The following is a 16,234-nucleotide window of genomic DNA, read 5'->3' on the forward strand; positions in this document are numbered from 1 at the left end:
CTTGCCGCCCCTTTCGCACTGCGCGACGATGCAGGCCAGAACAAAGCGCCGCGGCAGAACGGCGCCGGAAGGACCCTGGGGAAATGCGCGAGATCGAACTCAGGCTGGCGGTCGTCTGCTTCGGCGGCATCTCGCTCGCCGTCTATATTCATGGCGTCACACGCGAACTGGCCGGGCTGGTCAGGGCGTCGGAACGTGTCGGCGCGGCCCGCCACGGCCGGCCTGAGGGGCGTCTCGACCCGGTCGAACAGGTCTATGCCGGTCTGCTGGCGGATATCGGCCGCGACCGGCCGATCCGGGTGGTGATCGACATCCTGTCCGGCGCCTCGGCCGGCGGCGTCAATGCCGTCACCCTTGCCCGCGCACTCGCCCATGACCTGACGCTGGAGCCCCTGCGCGCGCTCTGGCTGGACGGGGCGGATGTCGATGCGCTGACGGCCGAGCGCAACCGCGCCGGCCCGTTTTCCAAGCTGGTGCTGCGGCCTCTGCTACCGATCGCCCGCCGGCTGGCGCTCGGCCCCTCGGCCGCGGCGGAAGCCGATTTCGCCGAAAAGCTCTCGCGCTTCCTGCGGGCCCGCTGGTTCGAACCGCCTTTCGACGGACCGGGCCTCGCCGGCCGGTTCTTCGATGCCCTGACCGCCCAGACCCCGGCCGATCCGCATCTGGTCGCCGCCGGTGCGGCGCCATCGCTGATGCCACGGGGCGTGCCGCTCGATCTGGTCGTCACCGCGACCGATTTCCACGGCCATCCCCGCCGGGTGGCGGTGGGGGACCCGCCCTGGGTGACCGAGCGCGACCACCGCCACCGGCTAAGTTTCGCCTATCTGCAGGACGGCAGCGGCGTGCGCCGCGACGATTTCGGCCCGGGCAGCCTGCCGGCGCTCGCCTTCGCCATGCGCGCGACATCATCCTTCCCAGGTGCCTTTCCGCCCGCCCATCTGGCCGAGATCGACGAGGCGCTCGCCGCCCGCGGGCTCGGCTGGCCCGACCGGCAGCGCTTCGTCGCCGGCTGCTTCGCGGCCCAGGCGCGCGGCGGGGTGGATCCTGAAAAGATCTGGCTGATCGACGGCGCCGTGCTCGACAACAAGCCTTTCGGTGCGGCGATCGAGCGGATCCCGATCCATCCCGCAAGCCGGCCGGTGGACCGGCGGCTGGTCTATGTCGACCCGCATCCCCGCGACCATCTGGCGCTGGAGAACGGCCATCTGCGCGCACCGGGCTTCCTGGGGGCGATGAAGGCGGCAATGACCGACATCCCCCGCCACGAGCCGATCCGCGACGAGCTGGAGCACATCGCCGAAGGCAACCGCCGCGCCATCGAGATTCAGGATGCGCTGAGCCGGACCTGGCGGCGGATCGAGGCCCGGGTCCATGACGTCGCAGGGCCGGCGCTGGACGCCGGATCGGACGCCGAGGCGGTGGCGATCGCCCGCGAGGCCGGCCACGAGGCCGCGCGTGCCGATGCCGGTTTTACTTATGACGCCTATCTGCGCCTCAAGACCGGCCGCGAGATCGAGGCGCTGGCCCTGCTGATCGCCCGCATTTCGGGGCTGGCGGGCGATGATGCCGCACCGCTTGCCGGCACGGCACGGGCCGAGCTGGTCCCCGCGGTGCGCGCCCTGGCCGAGCGCGACGGGCCGGTCGCCTTCCTTCGCCGCTTCGATGCGGCCTTCGCGGGGCGGCGGCTGCGCTTCCTGCTGCGGGTGGTGAACATGATCGCCGATGGCGACAACCCGCCGCCGCCCGACGCCCTCGCCGGCCTGAAAGCCGATCTTTATGCCCTGCTCGCCCGGATCGAGCGCAGCGCCAGCGGCGGCGGCGAGGCGGCCGCCGGGGTTGCGAGCCTGGCGCCGGAAGAGGCGGCGGGCGAGGTGGCCAAAATGCTGGCGCTGATCGACGCCACCCGGGCACTGGACGCGCGGCTGGCGGCGCTGGATGCCGGCAAGGGCTTCGGCCTGATCCACCGCCGCCGGCTGATTGCCGCCCATGTCGGTTTCGCCTGGCTGGACGTGCTGCTGCTGCCGCTTCTGGACGGCGCCGAACAGGACCCCTCGCAGACCGTGGGCGTGATGCGGATCAGCCCCGACGATGCCCGGCTGCTGGAGCCGGGCGGCGCCGCCGCCACGCTGAAGGGCATCGGCATGCAGCATTTCGGCGCCTTTTTCAGCCGGGCCTGGCGCGAGAACGACTATCTGTGGGGCCGGCTGCATGGGGCGGAGCGCATGGTCGACCTGCTGGTCGATGCCGCAACCAGGGCCGGTGTCGCAACGCCCCCCGATCCGGTGCCGGCGAAATGCCGGCTGTTTCGTGCAATCCTGGAGATGGAAGCCCCCCATCTGCCGCAGGCGGCCGATCTGATCCGCGACCTGCGTATCCGCATCGATCAGATCGAGGACAGCCGCACATGACCGACGACCGCCACCGATCAGGCCTTTCTGCCGCCGATGCCGAAGCCTTCGTAGCTGGCGCCACCCTGCCCTCTGCACCGCCCCTGCTGCCCGAAATCCGACTGCATCTTGCAAGCGAGGTGACGCCGCTCTGGGAGGCGACCGAAACCCGGCTGGCCGAGGCCGGCCTGCCGCCGCCCTTCTGGGCCTTCGCCTGGGCCGGCGGCCAGGCCGTGGCCCGGCTGGTGCTGGACCGGCCCGAACTGGTGCGGGGCCGGCGGGTGATGGATTTCGCGACCGGCGGCGGGGTCGCCGCGATCGCGGCCGCCCTTGCCGGCGCGGCACGGGTGGATGCGGTCGACATCGACCCCTTCGCCACGGCGGCGGCGCGGCTGAATGCCCGCATCAACGGTGCCGAGATCACCACCCTGACGGAAGATCTGGTCGGGCAGCTGCCGCCGCCGGGCAGGCCCGAAATCGTGATGGCGGGCGATGTCTGCTACGAAAAACCGATGGCGGAACGGGTTTTCGCCTGGCTGCGGGCGCTGGCCGGCGATGGCGTTCTGGTGCTGCTGGGCGACCCCGCCCGCGCCTATGCCCCCCGCGACGGGGTGGAGGCGCTGGCCGTGATCGACGTGCCGACGGTGATCGAAATCGAAGACAAGCCCCAGCGCCGGACCACGGTCTGGCGGGTTCTGCCCGCCCCCCTGGCCTGACCGCCCCCCTGGCCTGACGACGTCGCAAACATTCCCGCGGCACCAGATTGCGCAGCGGGACCCGAATGCCTAAATATCAGGCGACAGCTCGCGCCGGCAGGCGACGCGCGCCATACCGTGCGGACAGATCCGTCCGGCGGCTGGCTGCGCGGCACCGCCCGTTCACCGGGAGGCCCCGCCAGGGGCACCCGGCAGGGGATGCGGCCCGCCGGCACGCACGCATGGCTTTGACACGAGAGAGCATGAGGAGCATCGAGCGGTGAGCCGGATCCTGTACGACCGTCTGGGCGTCGCGTCGACCGCGAGTGATGCCGAGATCAAATCCGCCTATCGCAAACTGGCCAAGAAATATCACCCGGACAGCCGCCCGGGTGACAAGGCGGCCGAAGAGAAATTCAAGCAGATCAGCGCCGCCTGGCACATCCTGGGCGACCCGGCGCAGCGCAAGCGCTATGACGCGGGCGAGATCGACGAGGAAGGCCGCGAGCGCGTTGCCGCCGGTTTCGGTGGCGGCGGGTTCGGAGCCGGCGGCTTCGGCGGTGGGCGCAATGCCGGGTTCAGCGGCTTCGAGACCCATTTCGACGGCCGCAATGGCGGCTTCGGCGGCGGGTTCGCCGACCTGTTCGAGGAAATCCTGGGCGGCCGCGGGCCGCGCGCCGGTGGATTTTCGGACATGGGAGGTGCCGGCATGGGTGGTGCCGGAGGGGGTGGGCCCGGAAGGGGTGGTCCCGGTATGGGCGGTAGCGTGCCCGACACGGAAGCGCGGATCACCGTCAGCTTCACAGAGGCGGCGCTGGGCGCCACCCGGCGGATTTCGCTGAGCGGCGCCGGTGAGCTGGACCTGAAGATCCCCGCTGGCGCCACCGACGGCACCAAGCTGCGCCTCCGCGGCAAGGGCCAGGGCGGCGGCGACCTGATCGTGCGCCTGGAGGTGGCCCCGCACCCGACCTTCCGACGCGAGGGCAACGACATCCATCTGGACCTGCCGGTGACGCTCGCCGAAGCGGTGCTGGGGGCCAAGGTCGACGTGCCCACCCTGGACGGCCAGGCCCGGATCACCGTGCCGGCCGGCAGCAGCAGCGGCCGCAAGCTACGGTTGAAGGGCAAGGGCGTGCCGGCCCGCAGCGGCGTGGGCGATCTGTATGTGCATCTGAAGATCGTGCTGCCCGACCAGCCCGACCCGGCGCTTCAGGCAGCGGTCAAGGACTGGGCCGAGGCCCATCCCCAGCTCGACCCGCGGCGCAACCTCAAGGGCTGACCACCGGCGGTCACGCCCCCTGCCCTTCACGCCCCTCGTGATCCACGATCACGGGGGGCCGTTTCGTTGCAGCCAGCGCCAGAACGATCCGCGGCTTTGCATAGGCACGGTCGGCAAAGGCGCCGAGCGCCGGCCGCGAGCCCAGGCCCAGCCCGACCCAGTCGGCCCGGTGCAGCCAGGCCATCAGCCGCATGTCAGCGACGGACCAGCGCCCGGCGAGCGTCGGCCCGTCTTCGAGCGCCGCCTCGACCCGGGCCACCCGGTCCTTCAGCACCTGGCGGGCCTGCTCGATCGCCTCGGGCAGATGGCGGGGCGCCAGGCGACGGAGCGCGATCGACGCCATCATCGGCGGCACCAGATCGGTCTCGATCCAGGCCGACCAGTGTTCGGCCACCGCCCGCTCGGCCGGGCGCCGCGGCAGCAGCTTCGACGGCTCCGCCGCGGCCAGGGCCGCCAGGATCGCCGCCGCACCGACGATCGGCGCGCCGCCTGCGATCGCCACCACCGGCGGCCGGAAGGCCATGGGGCAGTCGCCCATGAAGACCGCGACCGCCGGGTCGATCACCGGATCGACCGGCGCCAGATCGACCACCGGCCGGCGCAGTTCGGCAAGCGCGAGCGAGACCGCCCCGCCATCGGGCGTGTCGCCCGGATGAAAGGCGATCGCGCGTGCAGGATTGGCACGGGCGGCGTCGGCAGGCTTGCGGGTCATGACGGGAAAGCGGTCCTCAGAGCGGCCAGAACAGAAGCAGCAGCGGCACGGAGACCGCCGCGACAACGATCTCCAGCGGCAGGCCGACCCGCCAGTAATCGCCGAAATGATAGCCGCCCGGGCCCATGACCAGGGCGTTGTTCTGGTGCCCGATGGGGGTGAGGAAAGACGAAGACGCGCCGATCGCCACCGCCATCAGGAAGGGATCGGGCGAGACGCCGATGCCCTGGGCGACCGCGATGGAAATCGGCGCCATGATCACCGCGGTCGCGGCATTGTTCAGGATGTCGGACAGCGTCATGGTCACGACCAGCAGGGCGGCCAGCAGAACCCAGACCGGCACATCGCCGCCGAGGCCGACAATGCCGTCGGCGATCAGCCCGGTCACACCCGTGCTTTCCAGCGCTGCGCCGAGCGGGATCATCGCGCCCAGCAGCACGATCACCGGCCATTCGATGCCGGTATAGAGTTCGCGCACCGGCAGGGCGTTGGTGACCACCAGCCCGAGCACGACCATGGCGAAGGCGACCGCCGCCGGCAGCAGGCCGGATGCCGCAAGCGCGATGCCGGCGCCGAACAGACCGAGCGCAATCCGGCCGCGGCGCTGATCGTGCTTGATGATGTCGCGCTCCACCAGCGGCAGGCAGCGCAGATCGGCCATCACCGCCTGAAGCCGGCGGGAATCGCCCTGCAGCAGCAGCACGTCGCCGATCTGCATCCGCACCCGTCCGAGACGGGAGCGGATGGCGGCGCCTTCACGCGACAGCGCCAGCAGGTTGATGCCATAGGTCTCGCGCAGGCCCAGCTCGCCCGCATGGCGGCCGATCAGCGGCGAGCCGACACCCACCACCACCTCGGCCATCACGACATCCTGGGACTGAAGATGTTCGGCCGAGGGACGTTCGGACGCCGCGAAATCCAGCCCCGCCGCCCGGGCGCGGCGGGTGATCGCCTCGCTTTCGCCGCGCACCAGCAACACGTCGCCCTCGGTGATCTTCTGCCGGGCCATGGCCCCGAAGATGCGCCGGTCGTCGCGGATCAGCCCCACCACCGTCAGATCGCTGTCGGTCCAGGACGCTTCCGCCTCGCCCACCGTGCGGTCGATCAGCGGGGAGCCGGGCTTGACGGTCAGCTCGGTCATATAGGCGCCGACATCCATCAGATCGGCGACGGCCCCCTTGCCCAGCCGGTCGCCCGGGATCAGCCGCCAGCCGAGCACCGCCATATAGACCAGCCCGGCGAGTGCCGCCGGCAGGCCGACCCAGGCGAAATCGAGCAGGTGATAGGGCTCCCCCATCGCCTGGGCGCGAAAGCCCGAGACGATGACGTTGGGGGGCGTGCCGATCAGGGTGACCATGCCGCCCAGCACCGTGGAGAAGGCGAGCGGCATCAGCACGCCGGCAGGCGACCGTCCGGCCTTGGTGGTGCTCTGGATGGCGATCGGCATCAGCAGGGCCAAAGCGCCGACATTGTTCATGAAGGCCGAGATCACCGCGCCGATGCCGCAGAGAACGAGGATATGGGTCACGGTGTTGGCCGAGGCCTTGCGCACCAGGCCGGTCAGCGGTTCCAGCGCCCCGGTCAGGGCCAGCGCCCTGCTGATCGCCAGCACGGCGGCGACGGTGATCACCGCATCATGGCCGAAGCCCGAGAAGGCGTCCTTCGCCGGGACCAGCCCCAGCACCACGCCTGTCAGCAGCGTGCCCAGGGCTACGAGGTCGTAGCGCGGCCGCCCGAGCACGAACAGGACCAGCGCGATGACGAGCAGCGCACTGATCAGGATCTGGTCCAGGGTCATTCAGGTGTCTTTCCGGGCGGCCATGCTTGGGTTCGAGGGTTGCCGATGCGCCGTCTTCGGTCAACGCTGTTGTGCCGGAGGGCTGCTTGTCGCAGGCTTGGCGCACCTCATCTCCCCCTGCAGCTCCATCGAATTCTCGCGAGGATCGCATGACCAGCCCGATCGACCTGTTCTACTGGCCGACCCCCAATGGATGGAAGATCTCCATTGCGCTTGAGGAACTGGGCCTGCCCTATACGGTCAGGCCGGTCAACATCGGTGCCGGCGACCAGTTCCAGCCCGACTTCCTGAAATTCAGCCCGAACAACAAGATGCCGGCGATCATCGATCCCGAGGGTCCGGAAGGTCGGCCGATCTCGATCTTCGAATCCGGGGCGATCCTGATCTATCTGGCCGAGAAGACCGGCCGGTTGATGCCGGCCGACCCCCGCGGCCGCTATGCGGTGCTGGAGTGGCTGATGTTCCAGATGGGCGGTATCGGGCCGATGCTGGGCCAGGCGCATCATTTCCGCCAGTACGCGCCCGAGAAGATCCAGTACGCCATCGACCGCTACACCAACGAAGCGGGCCGGCTTTACAACGTGCTGGACAAGCGGCTCTCGGAAACCGACTGGGTTGCGGGCGACGATTATTCCATCGCCGACATCGCGATCTTCCCCTGGATCGTGCCGCATGAGCGCCAGGGCCAGTCTTTCGATGAACGCCCGCATCTGAAACGCTGGTACGAGACCATGAAGGCACGGCCCGCGGTCTCGAAGGGGCTGGATGTCGGCAAGGAGCTGCGCAGCGGCAGCGCCACCGACCCCAAGGCCTTCCAGACCCTGTTCGGCGCCGCCCAGTATCAGAAGCGTTGATATCGATGGCCGGCGCGCTGATCCGGGCCTCCGGTGACGGCGTAAGTTGAGTGAGACGGTTCGGGGTGTGCCGATCGTCACCATCCTGCCTCATCTCCTGGTGCAGGATGGACAGGCCCGCCCCACCTCTCTCGTCCATCATCCCGTCGCTGTCCGACCAGGCCGGAGTCCGCGCATGACCGATCGATCGACCGCCACTGCCAGCCGCCGCCGGCCGTTCCGCCGGCCCGCCGGCAGGCGTGCCCGCACCTTCGCGGCCCTGGCGGCCCTGATCTTGCCGGGCTGCGCGGCGCTCGACCCCAAGCCGGTCACGGTCGATCAACGCATTGCCGCCTTCCCGACCACCGGGCTCGACCTGGAACGGCCGGTCACGCTGCGCTGGTCGGACGAACAGGTGCCGTTCATCGAGGCGGAAACCGATCGCGACCTGGCCTATACGCTGGGTCTGGTCCATGCCCATCTGCGCCTGGCGCAGATCAGCCTGATGAAGCGGGTATCGCAGGGCCGGCTGTCGGAAATGGGCGGGCCGGTCGCCAACGACATCGATCATGCGCTGCGCATCCTGGGCTTCGGTCGCGGCTCGGCCGCGACAGCGCAGGCGCTCGCGCCCGATACCCGCATCTGGGTCGAGGCCTTCGTGAAGGGGCTGAACGACTATCAGGACCGCCTGGCCCGGGCCGGTGGCCCCTGGCCGCCGGAATTCGGCCTGCTGGGCATCCGGGCCGAACCCTGGACGGTGGAAGACGTCCTGACCATCGGCCGGCTGGCCGGCACCGACATCAACTGGCTGGCCTGGGCCGGGCTGCTGCGCGAGCGTGCGCGCAACGGCCCGCAGGATCCGCGCTGGCGCGAAACCTGGGCCCGCGCCACCGATGCCGGCCATGGCAGCGTGGTCAGCTTTCCCGCCAACGAGACCCATGCGCGGCTGGAACGTCTGCTGACCGAACTCGCCGGGCTGTCGCGCACCGGATCGAATTCGGTGGCGGTCTCGGGGCAGATGACCGAAAGCGGATCGGCGATCATCGCCAACGACCCGCATCTGGGCATGAGCCTGCCGAATTTCTGGCTGTTGGCGGGCATGCGCTCCCCCTCCTATCAGGCGGTGGGCATGATGCCGCCGGGGCTGCCCTTCGTCGCCGTCGGCCGCAGCCCGCATCTCGCCTGGGGCGGCACCAATATGCGGGCGCTGTCGAGCGAGCTGTACGACGTGTCAGCCCTGCCCGCCGATGCCTTCCGGACCGAGACCCACACCATCCGCACCCGCTTCTGGTTCGATAAGACCGTGACCGTCCGCGTCTCGCCCTATGGCCCGGTCGTGTCCGACAGCGAGATGATCCCGTCGCGCCCCGGCGAGGCGATCGCGCTGCGCTGGCTGGGCCATGACGTCTCCGACGAGATCGGCGCCCTGCTCGGCGCCATGCGCGCCCGCACCGGCGAGGAATTCCGCGCCGCCTTTGCCGGCCGCTATGCGGTTTCGGCGCAGAACATGCTGTGGGTGGACACCGACGGCCATGTCGGCCAGGTGCTGGCGGCCCGGCTGCCGGTCCGGCCCGACGGCATCCCGCAGGATCTGGTGGCGCGCGCCGGCGACCCGGATCGCGACTGGGCGCGCTTCGTCGATGCCGGCGAACTGCCGGCGGCCCGCGACCCCGCGGCCGGCTTCCTGGCCAGCGCCAACAACCGGCCGACCGATACCGACCGGCTGGTGCCGATCGGGTTGTTCTTCTCGGCCGATGAACGGGTGCGGCACCTGCAGAGCGTGGTGCGCGACACCGCGCCGGTGTCGGTCGACGATCTGAAACGGCTGCAGCAGGATGTGACCTCGGATTTCGCCGAGGCGCTGGCGGCGATGCTGGCCGCAGCCGCGCGGGATGCCGGCGTCGCCGGAAATCACCGCAGTCTGGAGCTGATCACCGGCTGGGACGGCGCCTATGCCGCCGATGCCGCGGCACCGGTCGCCTTCGAAGTGCTGCTCTCACGCGTGGCGGCGGGGGTCTATGGCGGGGCCGAAGCGACCGACGGCCGCTTTGCCTTCGCCTCCAGCTGGACCCAGCTCAACCGCTATCTGGCGGCCGACCTGGCGGCTCTGCCCGAAGCCGAACGCCGCCGGATCCTGGAGGACGGCCTCGCCGCCGCCGATGCGGCGCTCGCCGACTATCCCGCCTGGGGCGACATGCACCGGTTGCGCCTGTCGCATCTGCTGGGCCAGGCCCCGGTGATCGGCAGCTTCTTCACCTATGGCGACTGGCCGGTCGGCGGATCGCGCGAGACGCCGATGAAGACCGCCCACGATCTGGTGGAAGAGCTGCACGCCGCCCGCTATGGCGCCCAGTCGCGCCATGTCTCTGACATGGGCGACCCGGATGCCAACTGGTTCGTGCTTCTGGGCGGCCAGGACGGCTGGCTCGGCTCCAGCACCTTCGCCGATCAGGTGCCGCTCTGGCGCGGGGGCGACTATCTGAAACTGCCGCTGACCCCGCCCGCCGTGGCCGAACGCTTCCCGCGGCGGCTGGACCTCACCCCAGAGGGGTGAGGTCCGCACTGCCGGTCGTGTGGCATCACCACCCGACCGGCGCGATCGCGATTGCCGGCATCAGGCTGATCAGCAGGATCACCAGCAGCATCAGCATGGCGAAGGGCAAGGCGCCGGCGAAGACGTCGCCCAGCGTGATGCGAGGGTCGTCGAGCGTCGAGCGGATGACGAAGACCGAGAGGCCGAGAGGCGGGGTCAGCAGCCCCACCTCGACCGCGATCACCGTCACCACGCCGAACCAGACCAGGTTCATGCCGAAGCCGTCGACCACCGGCAGGGCCAGCGGCACCAGGATCAGCAGGATGGAGCTGGAATCGAGGATGGTGCCGAGCAGGACGGCGATGGCGACATAGACCACCAGGAAGCCCACCGGGCCGAGCCCGGCATCGGCGAAGAGCGCGCCCATCGCCTCGGGCACGCCGGTCAGCGCCAGCATGCGGCTGTAGAGCGAGGCCGCGATGATCAGCAGCGAGATCGACGCCGTGACATGGCCGGTCTCCACCAGCACCTTCCAGAAGCCCCGGGCATCCATCCGCTTGCGGGCGACCGCGACCAGCAACGCGCCGGCAGCGCCCACCGCACCGGCCTCGGTGGGGGTGAAGAGCCCGCCATAGATCCCGCCCAGCACCAGGGCGATCAGCCCGACCAGGGGCGCGCCTTCGGCGAAGACATTGCCGGGACGGTCGCGGCGGGCGGCGGCTGCGGCCTGGGCCGCCGCCAGCGGCTGCACCCGGTCGGGGCGGAAGCGGGCGAGAAGCACGATATAGATACCGAAGACCAGCGCCATCAGCAGCCCCGGGCCGATGCCGGCCAGGAACATATCGCCCACCGACTGTTCGGCGACGACGGCATAGAGGATCAGCAGCAGGCTGGGCGGGATAAGCATACCGAGCACCGAGGAGCCTGCGACCACGCCCACCGCAAAGCGCGGCAGATAGCCGAGGCGCATCATCTCGGGCACCGCCACCTTGGTGAAGACCGCGGCCGAGGCGATCGAGATGCCGGTGACCGCGGCGAAGGCGGCATTGGCGCCGACGGTCGCCACCCCCATGCCGCCGCGCAGCCGCCCGACCACCCGATCGGCCAGACGGAAGGCATCGCGCCCCAGATCCGAGACGCCGACCAGATAGCCCATCAGCACGAAAAGCGGCACCACGCCGAAGACATAGCTGTCGATCGAATCCAGCGCCGCCTGGGCGATGGCGGCGGCGGCGACCGACCAGCGGCCGCGCACTTCCCAGATCGCCAGCAGCGACACCAGGCCGAGGGCGACCGAGACATGCATGCCCGCCCAGATCAACAGCAGCAGCGCCAGGATCGACAGCAGGCCGATTTCAAGACCGGTCATGACCGCCCCCCTGCGGCACGGCGTGCGGCCGCGGCCGCGAGGATCAGATAAAGGCCGATGACCAGCACGGAGCCCGCGATCATCAGCGCCCGGATCGGCCAGACCGGCAGGGTGAAATCCCCCGCAGCACCGACATAGTCGCCGGCTTCGATCGCCCGCAACAGCCGGGGCCAGAGCGCCCAGGCGAGGATGGCGAAGAAGGCGGCGCCCGCCAGATGATGAACGACATCCAGCGCCGCCGCCGCCCGCGGCCGGGCCGCCGCCAGCCGGTCGAGCAGGGCATCGGACCGGGTGAAGCGCCCCGAGGCGAGCGCGTGGCCCGCCTGGAGGAAGACGATGCCGACGATGGAGAGCCCGACGAATTCGGGCACGCCCCTGAGCGGTGCGGCAAAGGCCGCACGGCCCAGAACATCGGCATTGACCAGCACCATCATCACCAGGATCCAGGCGGTGCCGACGGCGCTGGCGAGGGCCGCGACCCGGCCGAGCGGCCCGGTGCGCGGCGCCGTGGCGGGCGTCTCCACCCGCCCCGGCCCGCTCATGCCGGGTCCTGCCATCACTCGCGGTCCCAGTTGCGCGGCAGCTGAACGCCAGCCGCACGCAGACCATCCAGATAGCCCTGGACCACCGCCTTTGCCGGAACGCCCTTGGCTTCAAGCTCGTCGGCCCATTCCTTCGAGACATTGGGCAGGGCATCCGCCCAGCGCTTGCGCTCAGCCGGCGAGAGTTCGGTGATGGTGGCACCACCATCCTGCATGGTCTTGAACGAGGCGTTCACCCGCGCGACCTGGGCCTTGGCGAAGGTGTCGGCATAGATCGCCGCCTCGGCGGTCATGGCATCCTTCACCGGCTGAGGCAGATCGGCCCAGACATCGGCATTGACGCTGATCGCACCGGCGAACTGGGCGCCGATATTGACCTTGGTGATATAGGGTGCCACCTCGTGCAGCTTGGCCGCCGCGGCGGCGGTCGCGAAGGTCAGCGTGCCCTCGTACACCCCGGTCTTGATGTCGTTGTAATAGGTCTGCAGATTGCCGGCGACGGCGACCGCGCCGGTGCCCTTCAGCCAGTTCGCCGCCGGGCCGGGGGCGGCGATCTTGCGGCCCTTCAGATCGTCGATCGACTTGACCGGGAAGTTGGTGAACAGGTGATAGCTGTCGAGCGAGGCGCCGGCGAGCGGGATCTGGCCGTAGCGGCTCCATTCCTGGTCCATCTCGGGCACGCGCTTCGACACGGCCGTGACGGTCTGGGTCACCAGGAACAGGTTGTCGGTGGTGAACGGCACCATATAGGTGACGTTGTGCAGGGGCATCTTGGCCGCTTCGAACAGCGTGCCGACGAAGCCCATATCCGAGATGCCTTCCTCGATCGCCTCAAGTTCGCTGCCGATCTTCGCGACCGTGCCGCCATAGGCTTCGGTCCACTCGATGCGATACTGGTCGCCGCCATCCTTCAGCCGCTTGTTCACGCCAGGGATGAAGGTCTCGCTCAGGGTCTTGACCCAGAGGAAGGCCGGCGGGTGGCCGGCCGTCACCGTGATCGGGATGGTTTCGGCGGCGCTGGCCGGTGCCACCGGCAGCACCAGGGCGCCGAGCCCCATGACAGCCAGCGCTGCCGTCAGGCCACGGCGAAGGCCGCAGGCCGGAGCGGTATTGGTCATCTGTCGTTTCCTCCCAGGAGGAGCCCGTCATTGCAGAAACCGCCGTCTCCGGTGGGCTCGGTCGCCACGACATCTTGAAGGCCGTGATCGGTGCCGGTGCCGGCGGGTGGTGGAACAGCATCAGCCGCCCGATGCCTCCATGCGCACGAGTTCAGCGTCGAGCAGGTCGGCGGTGATGGCGATGTGCTCTTCCAGCACCCCCACCGCGCGGTCGGGGTCGCGGGCGAGCACCGCATCCCTCAACAGGTCGTGTTCGGCCGACACCTCTTCCGCCCGGAAGGGACCCGCCAGCATCAGCCGCCGGTAGCGTTCGGCCTTGTCGTAAAGAAGCGCCCGGAAGCTCTTGAGGGCATTGAGCGGACAGGCGGAGACGAGGGCCGCATGGAAGGCGCGATGCCGCTCTTCCCAGGCGGCCCAGCCGGCATCGTCGCCCGCCCCCAGATGGCGCTCGGTCGCCCGGCGCAGCAAATGGTGGCTGGTGACGATCTCCGCCTCCCAGTCATCACCGCCGCAGGCGATGGCAAGGCGCAGTGCCGCCCCCTCGATGATCTGCCGCGAGCGGGTGATGTCGACGAGATCCGCCCGGCTGACCGGCGCCACCCGAAAGCCGCGCTGACCCGAGAACGAGACCAGCCCGTCGGCCGCCAGCCGCGAGAGCGCCTCGCGCAGCGGGCTCAACCCCACGCCATAGCGGGCACGCATACTGCCCAGGTGCAGCTTGGTGTCGGGCTTCAGCGCCCCCGCCACGATGTCCTGACGAATGCGCTCCAGCGCTTCCAGCGACAGGGTCGCGGCACGCGCGCCATCGGGCAACAGGGCATCCTCCGGCAGGTCGGGCAGGGTATCGGCCATGGGCGGCCTCCGGCTGAGTGGCGAGGGGGTATATTCGGGGGATCGGGTGGCGGGAGCGTGTTCTTAGCCGATGTTTTGCTGCGACACGATATTGCGCTGCAAAATCGATCTGAGACCATCATACATCGTTCTGACTCGAAATTTCGATTTTTTTATGCAGGATCGATGAAGCGCCGCGCTATGATGCCGGCAACCGGAGGTTCGCCGCATAAGCGGACCCCACGATCCCTGAGGAGGATGACGTCCATGGCCCGCCGCTTCGTCGATCTGTCGATCATGCTGGAGAACGGTGTCCGCTCGGATCCGCCCGGCTTCGAGCCCAAGATCACCTATATGAACCACGAGCAGACGCCCGCGCAGATCACCGCCTTCTTCCCCGGGCTGAAGCCCGAGGATCTGCCCGACGGCGAGGGCTGGGCGGTGGAGCAGGTGAACCTGATCACCCATAACGGCACGCATCTGGATGCGCCCTATCACTTCGCCTCGACCATGAACAAGGGCGAGCGGGCGATCACGATCGACGAGGTGCCGCTGGACTGGTGCTTCCGCCCGGGCGTGAAGCTGGATTTCCGCCATCTGCCCGACGGCCATGTCGTCACCGCCGCCGAGGTCGAGGCCGAACTGGCCCGCATCGGCCACACGCTTCAGCCCTTCGACATCGTGATGGTCAACACCCGCGCCGGCAGCCGCTACGGCCAGGACGATTATGTCGATGCCGGTTGCGGCATGGGCCGCGAGGCGACGCTCTACCTGCTGGAGCGCGGCGTGCGGGTCACCGGCACCGATGCCTGGAGCTGGGACGCGCCCTTCACCCATACCCGCGAGAAATATCTGGAAACCGGTGATGCCGGGCTGATCTGGGAAGGCCATCGCGCCGGCCGCGACATCGGCTACTGCCATCTGGAGAAGCTGCACAACCTGGAAGCCGTGCCGGCCACCGGCTTCACCGTCGCCTGTTTCCCCGTGAAGATCCGCGGCGCCTCGGCAGGCTGGACCCGGGCGGTGGCGATCTTCGAGGACTGATCCCGCCGCCCCGCCCACGCCCCTCCTCCCCTTCTTCACGGATCCTGCCGATGAAACTGCTCACCTTCGTGCCCGGCGCCGGCGCCTTTGAAACCGCGCCGGGCGAGGCCCGCCGCATCGGCGCGCTGATGGCCGATGGCGGCCGCGTGCTCGACCTCACCACCGCAGCCGCCGCCCGCATGGGCGCCGAGGCCGGCTTTGCCGCCTCGATGCTCGCGCTGATCGATGCCGGCGCCGACGGGCTCGGCCGCGCGGCCGAGCTGCTTGCCGAAGCCGAACGCGGCGGCGCGGCGGCGGATGCGGTGGTCGCGCTCGACGCGATCTCGTTCCGCAGCCCCCTGCCCCGGCCGCGCCAGATGCGCGACTGCCTGGTCTTCGAAACCCATCTGATCCAGGCTATGGAGGGCGGCCGCCGCCTGCTGGCCGGGCTGAAGGGCACCACGCCCGAGGCACTCGGCCTGCCGCCGGTGACCGTGCCCCAGGTGTGGTACGAGCAGCCGATCTATTACAAGGCGAACCGGTTCAGCGTCATCGGCCATGAACAGCCGGTGCGCTGGCCAAGCCATTCGAAGCTGATGGATTACGAACTCGAACTGGGGATCGTACTCGCCAAAGGCGGCCGCGACATCCCGGCCACGACCGCGCATGACCACATCTTCGGCTATACGATCTTCAACGACATGACCGCCCGCGACACCCAGTTCACCGAAATGCAGGGCAGTCTGGGGCCGGCGAAGGGCAAGGATTTCGACACCGGCAACATCATCGGTCCCTGGATCGTGACGGCCGACGAGATGACCGATCCCTACGCCCTCGGCATGCGGGTGCGCGTCAATGGCGAGCTGCGGGGCGAGGGCTCCAGCGCCTCCATGCAGCACCGGTTCGACCGGATTCTCGCCCATATTTCGCGGGATGAGACCCTGCATGCCGGTGAATTCATCGGCTCGGGCACGGTCGGCAATGGCTGCGGCATCGAAACCGGCCAACTCCTTGATCCGGGTGACGTCGTCGAACTGGAAATCGACGGCATCGGGCGGCTCCGGAACCGCATCACACCACCTCGGGTTTGATGCGCGGCGTCCGCGTTCACGCA

At 69.6% G+C, this 16,234-nt stretch carries 13 protein-coding genes; 7 read left to right on the top strand and 6 right to left on the bottom strand.

Features of this window, described 5'->3' with window-relative positions; all coding sequences use genetic code 11:
• Positions 1 to 83: 83 nt before the first annotated feature.
• The 3 genes from TMO_RS10665 to TMO_RS10675 all read left to right on the top strand — a co-directional run bounded on the left by TMO_RS10665 (position 84) and on the right by TMO_RS10675 (position 4,361).
• Positions 84 to 2,408 (top strand): patatin-like protein, encoded by a 2,325-nt coding sequence (locus TMO_RS10665; protein ID WP_014745634.1) that lies wholly within the window; start codon positions 84 to 86, stop codon positions 2,406 to 2,408.
• A complete protein-coding gene (locus TMO_RS10670; RefSeq protein WP_014745635.1) occupies positions 2,405 to 3,103 on the top strand; it encodes a class I SAM-dependent methyltransferase in 699 nt (232 codons plus the stop codon). The genes TMO_RS10665 and TMO_RS10670 overlap by 4 nt, the downstream gene beginning before the upstream one ends.
• 259 nt (positions 3,104 to 3,362) lie before the next feature.
• Positions 3,363 to 4,361, top strand: coding sequence for a DnaJ C-terminal domain-containing protein (locus TMO_RS10675; RefSeq protein WP_014745636.1), 999 nt, complete (start codon positions 3,363 to 3,365; stop codon positions 4,359 to 4,361).
• A gap of 10 nt (positions 4,362 to 4,371) precedes the next feature.
• Here TMO_RS10675 and TMO_RS10680 read toward each other — a convergent pair whose 3' ends face one another.
• Both TMO_RS10680 and TMO_RS10685 read right to left on the bottom strand, forming a co-directional pair.
• The gene (locus tag TMO_RS10680; protein WP_014745637.1) at positions 4,372 to 5,073 is read right to left on the bottom strand and encodes a glutathione S-transferase family protein; all 702 of its coding nucleotides are present in this window, start codon (positions 5,071 to 5,073) and stop codon (positions 4,372 to 4,374) included.
• A 16-nt stretch (positions 5,074 to 5,089) separates the two neighbouring features.
• Positions 5,090 to 6,871 (bottom strand): SLC13 family permease, encoded by a 1,782-nt coding sequence (locus tag TMO_RS10685; RefSeq protein WP_014745638.1) that lies wholly within the window; start codon positions 6,869 to 6,871, stop codon positions 5,090 to 5,092.
• 149 nt (positions 6,872 to 7,020) lie between these two features.
• Here TMO_RS10685 and TMO_RS10690 point away from each other — a divergent pair, with 149 nt between their 5' ends.
• Both TMO_RS10690 and TMO_RS10695 read left to right on the top strand, forming a co-directional pair.
• Positions 7,021 to 7,725 carry a glutathione S-transferase family protein gene (locus TMO_RS10690; protein ID WP_014745639.1) on the top strand — a complete coding sequence of 235 codons (705 nt, stop codon included), beginning with the start codon at positions 7,021 to 7,023 and terminating at the stop codon, positions 7,723 to 7,725.
• 175 nt (positions 7,726 to 7,900) lie between these two features.
• Positions 7,901 to 10,258: a penicillin acylase family protein gene (locus tag TMO_RS10695; protein ID WP_014745640.1), complete on the top strand. Its 2,358-nt coding sequence runs from the start codon at positions 7,901 to 7,903 to the stop codon at positions 10,256 to 10,258.
• Positions 10,259 to 10,283: 25 nt separating this feature from the next.
• Here TMO_RS10695 and TMO_RS10700 read toward each other — a convergent pair whose 3' ends face one another.
• The 4 genes from TMO_RS10700 to TMO_RS10715 form a co-directional block, all read right to left on the bottom strand.
• Positions 10,284 to 11,606 carry a TRAP transporter large permease gene (locus tag TMO_RS10700; RefSeq protein ID WP_014745641.1) on the bottom strand — a complete coding sequence of 441 codons (1,323 nt, stop codon included), beginning with the start codon at positions 11,604 to 11,606 and terminating at the stop codon, positions 10,284 to 10,286.
• Positions 11,603 to 12,163, bottom strand: a complete 561-nt coding sequence (locus TMO_RS10705; protein WP_014745642.1) for a TRAP transporter small permease subunit — start codon at positions 12,161 to 12,163, stop codon at positions 11,603 to 11,605. The genes TMO_RS10700 and TMO_RS10705 overlap by 4 nt, the downstream gene beginning before the upstream one ends.
• Positions 12,163 to 13,266 carry a C4-dicarboxylate TRAP transporter substrate-binding protein gene (locus TMO_RS10710; protein ID WP_014745643.1) on the bottom strand — a complete coding sequence of 368 codons (1,104 nt, stop codon included), beginning with the start codon at positions 13,264 to 13,266 and terminating at the stop codon, positions 12,163 to 12,165. The genes TMO_RS10705 and TMO_RS10710 overlap by 1 nt, the downstream gene beginning before the upstream one ends.
• A 120-nt stretch (positions 13,267 to 13,386) precedes the next feature.
• Positions 13,387 to 14,118 carry an FCD domain-containing protein gene (locus TMO_RS10715; RefSeq protein WP_014745644.1) on the bottom strand — a complete coding sequence of 244 codons (732 nt, stop codon included), beginning with the start codon at positions 14,116 to 14,118 and terminating at the stop codon, positions 13,387 to 13,389.
• 246 nt (positions 14,119 to 14,364) lie between these two features.
• Between TMO_RS10715 and TMO_RS10720 the strand changes: the two genes are divergently transcribed.
• Entirely contained in the window at positions 14,365 to 15,141 is a 777-nt protein-coding gene (locus TMO_RS10720; protein ID WP_014745645.1) for a cyclase family protein, read from the top strand.
• 50 nt (positions 15,142 to 15,191) lie between these two features.
• Entirely contained in the window at positions 15,192 to 16,211 is a 1,020-nt protein-coding gene (locus tag TMO_RS10725; protein ID WP_014745646.1) for a fumarylacetoacetate hydrolase family protein, read from the top strand.
• Positions 16,212 to 16,234 lie beyond the last annotated feature (23 nt).

Origin of the sequence: Tistrella mobilis KA081020-065 (assembly GCF_000264455.2) — a bacterium.
Lineage (GTDB): Bacteria > Pseudomonadota > Alphaproteobacteria > Tistrellales > Tistrellaceae > Tistrella > Tistrella mobilis.